Source organism: Mongoliibacter ruber, assembly GCF_003003005.1.
In the GTDB taxonomy this organism is placed as follows: Bacteria; Bacteroidota; Bacteroidia; order Cytophagales; family Cyclobacteriaceae; genus Mongoliibacter; species Mongoliibacter ruber.
Genome location: NZ_PVTR01000006.1, coordinates 142032 through 156445 on the forward strand (window position 1 = coordinate 142032; position 14414 = coordinate 156445).

11 protein-coding genes and 2 tRNA genes are annotated in these 14414 nt (G+C 38.1%); 5 read left to right on the plus strand and 8 right to left on the minus strand.

From position 1 onward, the window contains the following. Positions 1–4: 4 nt before the first annotated feature. Both CLW00_RS11320 and CLW00_RS11325 read left to right on the plus strand, forming a co-directional pair. On the plus strand, positions 5–1642 hold the full coding sequence (locus tag CLW00_RS11320; RefSeq protein ID WP_106133798.1) for a S41 family peptidase: 1638 nt from the start codon (positions 5–7) through the stop codon (positions 1640–1642). A 156-nt stretch (positions 1643–1798) separates the two neighbouring features. After that, positions 1799–2245 (plus strand): VOC family protein, encoded by a 447-nt coding sequence (locus CLW00_RS11325; protein ID WP_106133799.1) that lies wholly within the window; start codon positions 1799–1801, stop codon positions 2243–2245. Positions 2246–2287: 42 nt separating this feature from the next. Here CLW00_RS11325 and CLW00_RS11330 read toward each other — a convergent pair whose 3' ends face one another. After that, complete coding sequence (locus CLW00_RS11330) at positions 2288–4249, minus strand: M1 family metallopeptidase (RefSeq protein ID WP_106133800.1); 1962 nt, start codon at positions 4247–4249, stop codon at positions 2288–2290. 166 nt (positions 4250–4415) lie between these two features. Here CLW00_RS11330 and CLW00_RS11335 point away from each other — a divergent pair, with 166 nt between their 5' ends. Further along, positions 4416–6263: a TonB-dependent receptor plug domain-containing protein gene (locus tag CLW00_RS11335; protein WP_106133801.1), complete on the plus strand. Its 1848-nt coding sequence runs from the start codon at positions 4416–4418 to the stop codon at positions 6261–6263. Positions 6264–6456: 193 nt separating this feature from the next. On the opposite strand, the gene CLW00_RS11340 is transcribed toward CLW00_RS11335, so the two are convergent. The 7 genes from CLW00_RS11340 to CLW00_RS11370 form a co-directional block, all read right to left on the minus strand. Next, on the minus strand, positions 6457–7071 hold the full coding sequence (locus CLW00_RS11340; protein WP_106133802.1) for a hypothetical protein: 615 nt from the start codon (positions 7069–7071) through the stop codon (positions 6457–6459). Positions 7072–7269: 198 nt separating this feature from the next. Next, on the minus strand, positions 7270–7521 hold the full coding sequence (locus CLW00_RS11345; protein WP_106133803.1) for a GIY-YIG nuclease family protein: 252 nt from the start codon (positions 7519–7521) through the stop codon (positions 7270–7272). Positions 7522–7565: 44 nt separating this feature from the next. Beyond that, positions 7566–7640: transfer RNA gene (locus CLW00_RS11350), tRNA-Val, on the minus strand. A gap of 260 nt (positions 7641–7900) precedes the next feature. Then, a tRNA-Val gene (locus CLW00_RS11355) sits at positions 7901–7975 on the minus strand. 125 nt (positions 7976–8100) lie between these two features. Beyond that, complete coding sequence (gene amaB, locus CLW00_RS11360; RefSeq protein WP_106133804.1) at positions 8101–9645, minus strand: L-piperidine-6-carboxylate dehydrogenase; 1545 nt, start codon at positions 9643–9645, stop codon at positions 8101–8103. A gap of 275 nt (positions 9646–9920) precedes the next feature. Then, positions 9921–10952 (minus strand): DUF4421 domain-containing protein, encoded by a 1032-nt coding sequence (locus CLW00_RS11365; protein ID WP_106133805.1) that lies wholly within the window; start codon positions 10950–10952, stop codon positions 9921–9923. A gap of 675 nt (positions 10953–11627) precedes the next feature. Further along, positions 11628–12830, minus strand: coding sequence for a pyridoxal phosphate-dependent aminotransferase (locus CLW00_RS11370; RefSeq protein WP_106133806.1), 1203 nt, complete (start codon positions 12828–12830; stop codon positions 11628–11630). A 129-nt stretch (positions 12831–12959) separates the two neighbouring features. Between CLW00_RS11370 and CLW00_RS11375 the strand changes: the two genes are divergently transcribed. After that, a complete protein-coding gene (locus tag CLW00_RS11375) occupies positions 12960–13820 on the plus strand; it encodes a toxin-antitoxin system YwqK family antitoxin (RefSeq protein ID WP_106133807.1) in 861 nt (286 codons plus the stop codon). 82 nt (positions 13821–13902) lie between these two features. Beyond that, a complete protein-coding gene (locus CLW00_RS11380; protein WP_106133808.1) occupies positions 13903–14334 on the plus strand; it encodes a MarR family winged helix-turn-helix transcriptional regulator in 432 nt (143 codons plus the stop codon). The last annotated feature ends 80 nt before the right edge of the window (positions 14335–14414 follow it).

The window sequence follows — 14414 nt, forward strand, 5'->3', positions numbered from 1 at the left end:
TACAGTGAGCGAAATTAAAAACACCAAACAGCAAATTAGGCTACCATTGATATTAGCCCTTGCAATTTCAGCAGGCATTTGGATAGGAGCTACATTTGCAGAACCCAAATCAGACCGCAATGATCTTAAAGCAGCTTTATATAAGTTGCAGGAAATCATCACCTATATCAACAGAGATTATGTGGATTCTGTCAACACCAACGAATTGGTAGAACATGGCATTCAGAAAATGTTGGAAAAATTAGATCCACATTCTTCCTATATACCAGCCAAAGATGCTTCTCTGGCAAAATCTCAATTGGATGGAGAGTTTGATGGCATTGGCGTGGAATTCGGTATCATCCGAGACACAATTTATGTTGTTGCCCCTTTGACCGGCGGTCCTTCTGAAAAGTTAGGGATACAATCTGGAGATCAGATCATCAAAGTTGACGGCAAAAATGTAGCTGGTACAGGAATTACCAATAGAGATGTGTTTGACCTCTTAAGGGGTCCTAAAAACAGTAAGGTCAATATTGATATCAAAAGAAAAAATGAAAGGGACCTTCTTACTTATGAAGTCACCAGAGATAAAATACCTCAATATAGCATCAATGCATCCTACATGGCTACCAATGACATTGGATACATCAAAGTAACTAGATTTGCGGCTACCACCCATGAGGAATTCAAAAAAGCTCTTAGAGAGCTTAAGGATCAGGGTATGAAAAAACTCATCCTTGATTTACAGGGTAATCCGGGTGGATATATGGGTGCAGCCATCAATATGGCTGATGAAATATTGGACAACAATGCATTGATAGTATCCCAAGAAGGGAAAATGAGTAGGTATAACCAAAAAGCCTATGCTGTGAAACCGGGTACATTTGAGGACGGAACGATTATCGTATTGATCAATGAAGGCAGTGCATCCGCATCAGAGATTCTTGCAGGGGCAGTTCAGGACAATGACAGGGGCTTGATCGTAGGGAGACGCTCCTTCGGTAAAGGCTTGGTACAAATGCCAATCGACCTATCAGATGGTGCAGAATTGAGATTGACAATTGCCAGATACTATACCCCTTCCGGAAGATCCATCCAAAAACCATATGGAGATGATGAGGATTATAGCGCCGATTGGTCTTATCGTTTGGAGCATGGGGAATTTTTCTCCGCTGACAGCATCAAGTTCAATGATAGTCTTAAATATGAAACAATCAGTGGTAGGACTGTATACGGTGGGGGTGGAATCATGCCTGATTACTTTGTCCCGCTAGATACGACTATGGCAAGTGCTTATGTAAACAGACTTATGAACTCTGACGCATCTAGGGAATATATACTCGACTACCTTGACAACAATAAAAAGAAATTTGAAGGCATGTCTTTCGAAGAGTATTATAAAAACTTCCAGATCACTGAGAATATGTTGCAGGATTTAATTAAAGTAGGAGAAAAAAATAAAGTAAAATTCAACGAGAAGGATTTCAATAAGTCCAAAGAATACCTAAAAATCCTGATCAAGGCAAACATGGGCAGAAACATATATGATGATAATGCTTTTTATAAAATCATTAATGAAACTGTCAATGAATCCTTTATTCAAGCATTAAACTTATTTGACGAAGCCAAAGAAATAGCTTTGGCCGGCCGTAAAGAATAAAGAACTTCTAGCAGATAACAAGCAAAAAGGGATTGGTCATCTGACCAATCCCTTTTTTTATGCCTTTTATACCTAAGTATCTACGACAATCAAGAAACACGATGTCGGGAGATTTGGATTTCTTATATTAGCTATCTAGCAATAACCCTAAGACCTATGAAAAACACTATTTTCTTATTTGGCCTAATTTTGACATTTACCCTAATTAATTTCAACACCATGGCGCAAGCAAAAATCACCCACATAGCAGTCTATGTGGAAGACATCAAAAGAAGTTCAGATTTTTACTCAAAAGTTTTTGAATTCAAAGAATTGGATGAGCCCTTTAAAGATGGGGTCCATGTATGGTACGACATCGGCAACAACTTGTCTATGCATATCATTCAAGCACCTTGGGAACCTATCACCATCAATAAAAACAACCATATTTGCTTTAGCGTCCCGGATATGGAGGCCTTTATATCAAAGCTTAAAAAACTAGATGTAACATTTGGTGATTGGCCAGGAAATGAAGGGGAGATTAATATCAGACCTGATGGCATTCAACAAATATATATCCAAGACCCAGATGGCTACTGGATAGAGATAAATGATGAATATTAATAAAAAAGGGCGGCTGAAATTTCAACTGCCCTTTTTTATTCATCAATCTGCATAAATAGCAGAAGGCCATTTGTCATTTGCAGAATTGACATCCGCCATGACTTTATCCGGATCTATTTCTATTGAGGCTACCTTTTTATCCACCCTCAGGAGATGATTCCACTGATTGCCTTTAAACCATATTTCCACTGGAAGCATTCTACGCTCTTTTTCACCATCTTCATAAGTGATTTCCAACAAAACCGGCATAGGCATTTCGCCATGATTGGATAGTGAAACCACATAATTGGCACCGTATGGATATACGCCATCTATACCAATATCAATAGTCGCATTACTATAAAACCAACCTTTCCAATACCAATCGAGGTTTTCGCCAACTGCATTTTCAAAATGATTGAAAAAGTCATTAGGCTGTGGATGTTTATATGCCCAAGTATTGATATAAGACTTGAATGCTTTATCAAATCTCTCATGTCCTATCACATACTCCCTAAGCATGATCATCCCAAGTGCCGGCTTAAAGTAAGCTGACATCCCAAGGTTGTTGGATTGCGTCCTGTCTGGGTGGGTTGCAATCGGTTCTCGGTCTTTATTGGTCAGTTGGTTGATGTACCTTCTGGTTTGAATCAGGTTGTTGGTGTACTCACCCTCATTGAATGCCAGATAACTGTAATAATTGATAAAAGTATTGAATCCCTCATCCATCCATGCATGTCTTCTTTCATTGGTACCTACAATCATCGGGAACCAATTGTGCCCAAATTCATGGTCAGTTACACCCCACAAAGAAGCACCTTTGGACCTGAAGCTACAAAAATTCAACCCAGGATACTCCATGCCATTGATTTCCGCTGCCACATTTACAGCCACAGGATATGGGTATTCGTACCACATTTCCGAATAATGTTCTACTGAGGCTTTTCCATACTCCGTAGACCTGCCCCATGCTTCATCTCCATCACTTTCTTTTGGATAGACTGATTGTGCCATGGCTTTTTTTCCGCTTGGCAAGTTGATCCTCGCCGCATCCCAGATAAAAGCCTTAGAAGAAGCAAATGCCACATCCCGAGTATTGTTCATTTTAAAATGCCAAGTCTGCGTTCCTTCTTGCTTAGGTCTGTTGTTAGCATAATCGGTAATTTCATCAGGAGAAATGATGTAAACGCGTTCATCACTTTCTGATGCTTCTTTCATTCTTCTTTGTTGCTCTTTAGTCAATACTTGACCAGGATTCATCAATTCACCTGATGCGACTACAATATGATCAAATGGAACAGTGACCTTGTATTCAAAATCCCCATAGCCCAAATAAAACTCACCGGCCCCCAAGTATGGATCAGTATTCCATCCCGTCACATCATCAAAAACAGCCACTTTCGGATACCATTGTGCCATAGCATAAATGAATCCATCTTTGACTTTTACCCTTCCCATTCTATCCATGCCTTTTTCGGGAATTTTATATTCAAAATCCATAGAGACTGAGGCCTGCCCACCGTTGGCCGGAATTGGCTCGGCAAATGTCACTCTCATTCTGGTGTCACTGATCAAATAGTCATTGGAGACAGGTTTATTCCTACCGGAAACCTGCGCCTTGAGATTTTCAATGGTGAATCCACCATCAATGTCTCCATTGTACCTATTTCCTTGGACTGGAGTAGTAAGTGTACCTCTTGAATCAGGGGTAAACCTATTTTGCTCCAAGTAAAGCCAGACAAAATCTAAATTTTCAGGACTATTATTCTTATACGTGATCACGATATTCCCTTTTATCGTGTGGTTTTCCTCATCTAATGCCACGTCAATCATATAATCAGCCTGGTTTTGCCAATACGAAGGACCTGGCTTACCCGAAGCTGTTCTGTAGGCGGAACCCTGCCTGTAACCAAATTCAGTGAAAGCTTCATCTTTATTGTCAAAAACTTGCTGGCCGAATGCTCCCGTAGTAAATGTGATTAAAATCACTGCAGCAAAAATTCTTGCAAAACTAATTCTTCTCATAAATTTTAATTTTGTATCTGCGGGCTAAAATAAAGAATGGAAATTGAAAGAAAAATTCATTTTCAAAAGACCCTGATAACTATTTTCCAAATTTTTCTTAAAAAGCAGAGATTTGTGTTCAATAATGAATTGGTATTAACTTGCCATGCTATAAACCACAATAAATATGAAAATATTTTCTACTGCGATTCTATTTATCTCTTTCATTATTGGTGCAAAAGCACATCAAGATAATGACAGCACCTCTGTAGACTTGGGAGAAGTGATCATTATGGAAAACCGGATAGGGATTCCGTTTAACAAAATCTCCAGGAATATTTCGGTAATTTCAAGAAAAGAAATCGAAACAACACCTGCCAGAAGCATACAAGAAGTGCTTTCCTTCACTCCTGGGGTAGATGTAAGGCAGCGAGGTGTAAGTGGTGTGCAAGCCAATATCGGGATTAGAGGGGGAAGCTTTGAACAGACCTTGATGTTGCTGAACGGAATCAAACTTAGCGATCCTCAGACAGGACACCATATGATGAACATACCTGTTCCTTTGCAGTCCATCCAACGGATAGAAGTGTTGAAAGGCCCTGGGTCTCGAATATTTGGGCAAAATGCTTATGCAGGAGCCATCAACATCATCACTACCCTTCCTGAAACCAAAAGCTTACAGATCCAAGGATTTGGTGGTGATTTCGGTATGAGGGGTGGACACATCATTTCATCTCTTCCAATCGGAAACTACAGACAAACCCTATCTGTTTCGCATGATGCATCAGACGGACATCAGTACAACAGTGACTTCAAAGTGACCAATATATTTTATGAATCCGGTATTGAATTCAATGATAAGCACGAATTCAATACGATGATTGGATTCACAGATCGGGAGTTTGGGGCAAATGGCTTCTATACTGATGCATTTCCTGACCAATGGGAAAGTGTTCAGACACTATTGTCCTCCATTAGCCATACTTTCGATCACAACAATTTGTATATTCAAACCAGAGCGTATTGGAGAAGAAATATCGATGAATTCCGACTGAGGAGAAATGAACCAGAATTTTTTACAAATAACCATATTTCAGATGTAGTAGCACTGGAAATAAACAGTGCCTACACATCAGATTGGGGAACAACAGGCTTTGGAGTAGAAGGAAGACAAGAAAGTATAGACAGCAATAATCTTGGTCAAAGATCAAGAGATTTTTTAGGTGTTTTCGCAGAACATAGAATCGAACTGGGTGAAAAAACAGATATCAGGGCAGGTCTTTATTCAAATTACTATAGTGAATATGGATGGAGACATTTCCCTGGTGCCGAAATAGGATTCCAATTAAACAATAGCAACCGCCTTTATGGGAATTTTGGAATCAGTTATAGGATACCATCCTATACAGAACTTTACTATGAAGACGCTAGCAATACAAGTACTCCCAACTTATCACCAGAAGAGGCTACGAATTATGAATTTGGCTGGAAATTATCAAAATCACGACTGAAAGCTGAAGTAGTCTTTTTCCATAGATACACTCAAAATTTGATCGATTACACAAGACTCCCAAGCGATCAAAGTCCTAACCCAAACCGATGGACACCAGGGAATGTAAGTGAGGTGACATTCAATGGAATAGAAACAGCCATCAAATACGCAGTCAACATTGGCGGCACCAATGCAAAGCTACAAGAGGTTTCTTTGAGTTACAATTACATCAATGCTGGCTTGGTACAACAAGAAGGTGTGCAGTCTAGATTTGCGTTAAACTCTTTAAGAAATCAGTTTATAGCAGGTATACAGGCTGAGTTTCTTCAAAGAGCAGAATTCACCTTGAAAAGCCGCTATATAGAAAGGATAGCCCTAGACCCATATTTCTTACTGGATGCAAGGATTGATTACAACAGGCTTAAAACCTTCGGACTATTTGTGGAAGTGTCCAACATCACCAATACCGATTATATCGAAGCCGGATTTGTGCAGATGCCAGGGAGATGGGTAAAGGCAGGTTTTAGTTTAAATCTGTTTTAAGATTAGGCAAAAAAGAAAAATAATATCTGACTGTTTTTTTAAGTAAAATAAAAAATAGATCAGTATTCACTATAAAAGAAAATCAAATGGAGACTAACTCAAGTGTATAGAAAATGAAGAACCATATTTAAGACTTTTTGTTCCATCTTTTGAAAAGGTTCAATTTAAATCAAAAACAAATTCCCGGAAAGTTTCAATTTCCATTAATAAGGATATGCTGAAAAAGAGCTTCAACTTCTTTTTGGATGACCTTGGGATCTAAACTATTATTTTCCAAATGCTGGGAGGAAACCTCCAATTGAGCCAACAAAATCGCTCCATCAGTCTGATAAAGAGAATATCTTGTCAACAAATTATGTTCTGAACCTAAACCTAGTCCACCCATTGAATATGGATCTGTCAATTCCCTATATTGTAATTGAGTTACCAAGGGACTTATTTTAAAAGGTTTTCTATTAAGGATTTCCATATCCAAAAAATAACCAATTCCTAAATTATCATTCAAACGCTGGATATTTCGTTTTAGAGAAAAATCATTGACACCATTGGCTATGAGCTCCATCTCATTTTCATCAATATCCCAAATCTCATGAAACCCTCTTTGTTGAACCGCTATTCTCATAGATTCTAAAACAGAATTATAGTCTTTTTGACTCAACTCTCTTGAAGGGAAATTTATCAAAATAATTTCTGACAAAATTAAATCCACGAATGGCTCAACTTCAATTTTCTCGATGGCTTTGATGTGTCCTCTTGGACTGCAAGAGAAGAAAATAAAAAATAAACCCCAAAACAATAATTTCCTCATTTCAGAAATTTAAACTCTTTAAATCAATTACTTTGAAATTTGATTCACGAAAAGGAAAGAAAAAAGTTGGCCTACAAGATGCATAAAACGAAAAAAGCCTCGTCTGAGGCTTGGTGGGAGTTGAGCCCCGAAAGCTTTCGGGGGAACCCCCGACACCTCCCGCTGCAAAGCGCGGGATGCTCTGAACCATCTGAGCTATTAATGTTTCGATAATAAATTTTGAATTCTTTTTTTGCTTTTCCAGCCTTTAATCTGAATCTCCCTTTTGTAGGCTTGCGATTTATCTGTATACTTTTCCAGATACATTATTTTCCAATCCTTCGCCTTAGACGTAAAGCCAGAATGTGCAGTTAGATGCTTTCTTAATCTTTCTTCAATGGTTTCTGTGGTATGGCCTACATAATATTTATCAAGAAATTTGGAATACAGTATGTAAACAATTGCTTCCATAAAAAATAGATTGATCAAAAAAAGCCTCGTCTGAGGCTTGTATGTGGGAGTTGAGGGATTCGAACCCCCGACCCTCTGCTTGTAAGGCAGATGCTCTGAACCAACTGAGCTAAACTCCCATTATTTATTTGTTCTGAACTCGAACTCCCGACACCTTCCGACCGTAAGTCGGAATGCTCTGAACCAACTGAGCTAAACTCCCAAATTTTACTCGTACTGAATTTGAACCCACGGTCTTTCCGACCTTAAGTCGAAATAATTTGAACCAACTGAGCTAAACTTCAAATATCTTTCAAAAATTGATCCTAAAAACAGAATCTTCCGATTGTAGTCGGTATGTTTTGAAACATATCAAAGAATTCATCAAGTAACATTTTTGTGGGAGTTGAGGGATTCGAACCCCCGACCCTCTGCTTGTAAGGCAGATGCTCTGAACCAACTGAGCTAAACTCCCGCAATGATTTCATTTGCTTCTCAAATGGATTGCAAATGTAGAGGTTATTTTTTTTGATACAAATTTGAATCTCAAAAAATAACCTCTCTTAAATTCAACGCCCTGAAAATGAACCTTATATTTTTCTATATATCAAACTTGATTCCCTGAGCCAATGGCAATGTCGTACTATAATTGATGGTATTGGTCTGTCTACGCATATAGGCTTTCCACGCATCTGATCCGGACTCTCTACCTCCTCCAGTTTCTTTTTCTCCTCCAAATGCTCCTCCTATCTCCGCTCCTGATGTCCCAATATTGACATTGGCAATGCCGCAATCTGAACCTGCTGCTGACAAAAATGCTTCTGCTTCACGCATATTCAGCGTCATGATTGCTGAGGACAGCCCCTGGGGAACTGCATTTTGCATCTCAATAGCTTGATCTAGTGAATCATATCTCATAAGATAAAGTATTGGTGCAAAAGTCTCATGTTGTACCATTTCAAAGTGATTTTCAGCTTCGATGATACATGGCTTCACGTAACATCCAGACTCATAACCCTCTCCTTGTAATACTCCTCCAGCTACCAATTCCTTCCCTCCTTCTGCTTTTACTTTTTCTATTGAAGAAAGATACATTTGTACAGCATCCATATCGATCAATGGCCCCACGTGATTTTTTTCATCAAGTGGATTCCCAATGACCAATTTTCCATAAGCAGAAACCAACCTGTTTTTGACCTCATCATACACCGAGTCTTGGACTATCAATCTCCTTGTAGTTGTACAACGCTGCCCCGCTGTGCCAACTGCACCAAACAAAGCACCTCTTATGGCAATATCCATATCAGCATTTTCTGTAATGATAATGGCATTGTTCCCTCCAAGTTCAAGCAATGATCTCCCAAGCCTGCCTGCAACCTCTTGCGCGACGATTTTACCCATTCTGGTAGAACCTGTAGCTGAAACAAGCGGCACTCTGGCATCTTTGCTTAAAAACTCACCTACTTTATAATCTCCATTGATTAGAGAAGAAATCCCTTCAGGAAGATCGTTGTCTTTCAAAACCTTTGAAATAATATGCTGGCAGGCAATTGCAGAAATCGGTGCTTTCTCGGAAGGTTTCCACACGCATACATCCCCACATACCATGGCTATCATACTATTCCATGACCAAACTGCCACAGGAAAATTGAACGCAGAAATAATCCCGACTATTCCTATTGGATGCCATTGTTCATACATCCTATGTGAAGGCCTTTCGGAATGCATGGTAAGGCCATATAGCTGTCTGGACAATCCAACTGCAAAGTCACAGATATCTATCATTTCTTGTACTTCGCCCAAACCTTCTTGGTAAGACTTGCCCATTTCATACGAAACAAGCTTACCCAGGTCTTCTTTATGCTCTCTTAAAGCATTTCCGATTTGTCTTACTATCTCACCACGCTGGGGAGCTGGCATTTTCCGCCATACTTGATATGCATCCCCTGCTTTGGCTATCACTTCCTCATATTCATCTCTACCAGTTACTTGAACCTTACCAATCAATTTACCATCAGCAGGAGAAAATGAAGATATAAAAACTCCTCCACTATCGAGCCATTGGCCTCCAGTAGAAGTACCTAGGTTTTCAGGTTGAACATCAAGTCTCTTTAAGGCCTCTTGAATACCGAATTTATCAGACATAAATATTTGGGTTTTTGAATTATGAAAATGTAAATATGACTACCTATCTCAATACCAGTGTATTAAAAAAGGTATATTATAATAATTGTTTCTAGCACAACGTCCTATGTTATCCAGCACCTCAACGAGAAAAGGCATTCAATTTTGGACGAGATATCTGTATAGTCTTTATTACTTACTCGTAGAAATGCAGATATACTTAAACGTAAATCTAACAATATCTCTAAAAAGGAAGGTATGAAATCCAGACATAAAATGTGTCAAACTGACAAATTCTACATTCCTAGTATTGTCTTTGGGTTGGCAAAATCCAAATAAGGTTTGAGCTTTTTACCTGGCTGAAACCTATAAATAAAATTGATTCGATAATTACCAGTCATAATCCTGACACTTGCATCACCTATATCCACAAGCCCAATATTATTGTGCACATAGTTGGTATTGATTGACCATTTAGCAGAATTATAGCCAACAAAACCTCTTAAGAAATAATTATGGCTAAAGCCCCAATTAAATACCGGATCATTGTCATTTTCAAAAGAAGAGTATCCAAAATTATAATTGATGGAGGCTACCCCTGTAATGAAAAAATGCTTGAACAAAACTAGGGTGCCAGCATAACCGACATTTGGCCCAAGTTGAAAATAACTGATAAATGGCTGTCCTGTCAAAAAAGGGATATCATCAAATATCAAATTTTCCTCGCCTCTTTGCAGTACCCTACCCCCATACATCTCAAAACCTGCCATAAAACTTCCAGCTGACCTTTTCTGCCATGCACTTTGCTGAAAAGCAGCATTTAAAGACAGGTTTTCTCCATTCAATAGTCTTTGGACATTGGCTCCTATCTTCCTGAGCCTAAGATCAGGTGCCAAGAAGTTTTCATCCACATTAGGAGAGCTTAATGTACTGCCCTGAACCCTGTATCCGGTATAAAACTGTCCGAACAAATCAAAAATCCAATTCTTCGGATAGGCATGCGCTTGTAAATCTAAATAGGTGGTAGTCACATCTTGTCTTCCTGGATTCATAAACCCAAACCCTAAAGCAAGATTCAATGTAAAGTCATTATAAGTGGCGCCTACGCCAAGATTGAGGGTAGAATTAGGCTCAAAAACCCTTGTAACACCATCTTTCACCATCAAGGAGGTGTATTTTCTAGAAGTGTAAAGACGGGAACTCAAAAGCCCTGGGTACTCTTCAAAATATTCTGATTTCTCGGACTCATTTGCACGATCCTCTTCTTGGGCTATAAGATTAGATGTCGCCAAAACCAGAATCAAAAAAAAGATTAACCCTCTACCCATACTAAACAAATGATAATAATGAAAGATTGTTTAATCAATGTTAAGAAACAATTTGGATATAAAAACAAATGGAGGTTAGAAAAAATAACTTTCATAATAACCTCCATTCAAACTAATAAGAAAATGTGTAGCGGAAAAAGTTGCTTAATCACCCGTCACAAATATATGCAATAATTATTATTTAATGCAAGGAATACCACTTGGTATTTTTTGATTTTTTAATGAAAAATTTACATTGCTCGTTTTGAGGCTTTTGCAGTCTCTATAAATGCGCTCAAACGAAATTAAAAAAGACATCATAATTTTCAGCCCATAATTTCTTTTGAAAAACAGTGGATTTTAGCTTCAATAAAACATAAAGCATTATAAATTAATTATTTGCAAACTAAATACATTGACAATAATTGCCTCAGTATACAATATGAGTTTAATTTGTAAAAAATACACAAAGAACAATTAACTGATTTGCTGGCTAAACACCGCCATTAAGAATATAACTTAAATTAAATTTTTATTAGAATATTTATATTTTAAAAAAATGGAGATAAAAATTCTGCAATGATTTACTAAGTATTTTTTAACCTTGTTCTACAAGTTGCAAAGATCAAGCCGCACAGAAACAAAAAAAGGTGCGTTGCCGCACCTTTTTTAACTGAATCACATTTGTAAGTGATATTATTTTAAATTTGACAAGGCCTCTTTTATTCTTTTTAAAGCCTCGACCAATTCATCTTCTGATGCTGCATAAGATATTCTAACACAGTCAGGGGCTCCAAAAGCAGCTCCGGTCACCAATGATACATTCGCTTTTTCTAGGATATACAAACAAAGATCATCTGCATTTCCAATTTTATAATCACCTACTGAAGTACCAAAGAATGCTGAAACATCAGGGAAGAAGTAGAATGCACCTTCAGGCACGTGCGTTTTGATACCTGGAATATCTTTAAGAAGACCCAGTACCAATTCTCTTCTGTTAAAATATGCCTGCTCCATTTCTTTTGAAGCCGAATGATCACCATCGATTGCCGCTAATGCAGCTCTTTGAGCGATACCGGTACCTCCAGAGGTAAATTGACCCTGCATTTTCTCACATGCTTTGGCAATAAAAAGAGGTGCACAGATATAGCCTACTCTCCACCCTGTCATGGCATACCCTTTGGAAAATCCATTGACAGTTATGGTTCTTTCAAACATCCCTGGAAATGATGCTATGCTGGCATGCTTCCCTGTAAAGTTGATCAATTCATAAATCTCATCGGCTATTACAAAAAGATCTTTTTTCTTCTTCACCACATCAGCAATATCCTCCAACTCTTCTTTGCTAAATACTGAACCTGTAGGATTACAAGGTGAAGAGTATATAATTGCCTTGGTTTTATCAGTCAAGACTTCTTCAAGTTGCTTTGCAGTGGCTTTAAAGTTATTCTCAAGATTTCCCTCTATCAATACAGGTACACCCCCAGCCAATTTGATGATTTCAGCATAACTCACCCAATACGGAGAAAAGATCACGACTTCATCACCTTCATTGAGCATACACATAAAAACATTGGCGATAGAATGCTTTGCACCGGTAGAAACAACGATATTTTCAGCTTTAGCATCAGCTATTTGGTTGACATCTCTAAGTTTCTTGGCAATAGCTTCCCTCAAATCCTGATACCCGGCTACAGGCGGGTACGCAAAATACTTCCCTTCGTCGATTGCTGATTTGGCGGCTTCTTGTATGTGTTTGGGAGTTTTAAAGTCCGGTTCACCGAGGCTCAAACTAATAATATCAATACCTTGCCCTTTTAGTTCTCTGGCTTTTTTTGCCATTGCCAAGGTGGCTGATTCTTCCATCTGATTGATGCGATCTGATAATATGCTATTCATTTTATGGTTGATTTAATAGATTCGCCAAAATTAAGGATAACAATGATTAATTCTAAGAGTAAGCGGAATTTGATTCTTGATTTGTAACTTTGTAGCAAAATAATTGAACCCTAGTTGCGTTTGTGTAACATGAAGTATTTCACCCTTTTATTTCTTTCTATGCTCTTGTCTTTGTCAGCCTTTGCGCAAAAGGACAAGAAAAAGGAAAAGGAAGCCGATCCAGATTCTACTGGTGTGGTCTCAGATAGGCTTCAACCTACTTCTTTACCTCTTTTGCTCTTTGATGACAATGAGAAAAAGGAAAAAAAGAAGAAGCAAAAGAAGAAAAAGAGAAAAAATATTTTCTACGGTGTAAAAACCAAAAAAGGAAGAATGAAAAATACCTTGAGAAATCAAGTGACTTATGTCTTTTTCTTTTATACCACAGAAACGCAAAAAAACGACCCTTATATCAGAGATATTCATTGGTACGACACCAAGGACAAAATGATCAGATCAAAGGATTTTGACCCTGGAAGGGGATATTTGCTTCATGGGCCTTATGAGAAAGTGATTGATGAGAACCTGATCGAAGAGGGTCATTTTTATTTTGGAAAAAAACACGGTACATGGCTTTCATTTAACGACAAGCACGTTCTTCAAGACAAACTTCATTTTTCCGAAGGGTGGCCAAAAGATTCCAGGGTTACTTATTACAACCGTGCTGATAATAAAATAGAAAAACTCACTCCTATAGAGTATGAGTTGAAAGAAGGAAATTTTTTCCACTTTTATGAAGATGGTCAAGTCGCTGTGACAGGAGAATACCGCTACGGGGAAAAGGTCGGCTTGTGGACTGAGTATTGGGACTCTAAAACCAAAGTCATCAGAAAAAGGGAAATCCAATACCAAGAAATCCCATTTTCAAAGGACTTTAGGCCATATATTCGTGCAGAATGGGACAAAGATGGCAACCTTATTTACCGAAAAGACGGCTTAGGCTCCAATTAATCACTTCAATTTCCCTATAGATTTTATAGACTATTGTTTTCAAAGAAAAATAGTCCTTATATTTGTTGTACTAATTATATGTATGACACAGGAGCAATTCAGTAAATATTCATTTTTGTTGGACCGTACTGCCAGAAGGGTCAAACAATACGCGCAAAGAAAATTCAAACTGAGTGACTTTGACATTACTGTAGACCAATGGTTGGTAATGAAAAACCTCTCTGAAAATGAGCTTCTTAGCCAGTCTGAATTGGCAACCCTGGTATTCAAGGATCAACCTACACTTACGCGAATAGTTGATATCCTGACTAAAAAAAACTACGTCGAAAGACAACCTCACCCTCTGGATAGAAGAAGTTTTCAATTGATATTGACTCCTGCTGGAGAAGAAAAGGTGAAAGCACTTAAACCTAAGATTGCTTCAATAAGAGAGAAGGCTTGGGAGAACCTGAATGAGTCCGACTTTCAGGAATTCAAAAGGATCCTAAATACAATATATGCCAATCTAGAATAGTAATAATTGATAATGCTTTAAATTACTTGTCATACTAATTATATTTGCACGAACATTTCAAACCCTGAAAGGTTTCATCT

What these genes read in the sequence shown, in the direction of transcription:
- CLW00_RS11380 (WP_106133808.1), top strand. Translation starts at nt 13,903, where the DNA reads ATGACACAGGAGCAATTCAGTAAATATTCATTTTTGTTGGACCGTACT.
- CLW00_RS11345 (WP_106133803.1), bottom strand. Translation starts at nt 7,521, where the DNA reads ATGGAAGCAATTGTTTACATACTGTATTCCAAATTTCTTGATAAATAT.
- CLW00_RS11365 (WP_106133805.1), bottom strand. Translation starts at nt 10,952, where the DNA reads ATGGGTAGAGGGTTAATCTTTTTTTTGATTCTGGTTTTGGCGACATCT.
- CLW00_RS11370 (WP_106133806.1), bottom strand. Translation starts at nt 12,830, where the DNA reads ATGAATAGCATATTATCAGATCGCATCAATCAGATGGAAGAATCAGCC.
- CLW00_RS11330 (WP_106133800.1), bottom strand. Translation starts at nt 4,249, where the DNA reads ATGAGAAGAATTAGTTTTGCAAGAATTTTTGCTGCAGTGATTTTAATC.
- CLW00_RS11325 (WP_106133799.1), top strand. Translation starts at nt 1,799, where the DNA reads ATGAAAAACACTATTTTCTTATTTGGCCTAATTTTGACATTTACCCTA.
- CLW00_RS11340 (WP_106133802.1), bottom strand. Translation starts at nt 7,071, where the DNA reads ATGAGGAAATTATTGTTTTGGGGTTTATTTTTTATTTTCTTCTCTTGC.
- CLW00_RS11335 (WP_106133801.1), top strand. Translation starts at nt 4,416, where the DNA reads ATGAAAATATTTTCTACTGCGATTCTATTTATCTCTTTCATTATTGGT.
- amaB (WP_106133804.1), bottom strand. Translation starts at nt 9,645, where the DNA reads ATGTCTGATAAATTCGGTATTCAAGAGGCCTTAAAGAGACTTGATGTT.
- CLW00_RS11375 (WP_106133807.1), top strand. Translation starts at nt 12,960, where the DNA reads ATGAAGTATTTCACCCTTTTATTTCTTTCTATGCTCTTGTCTTTGTCA.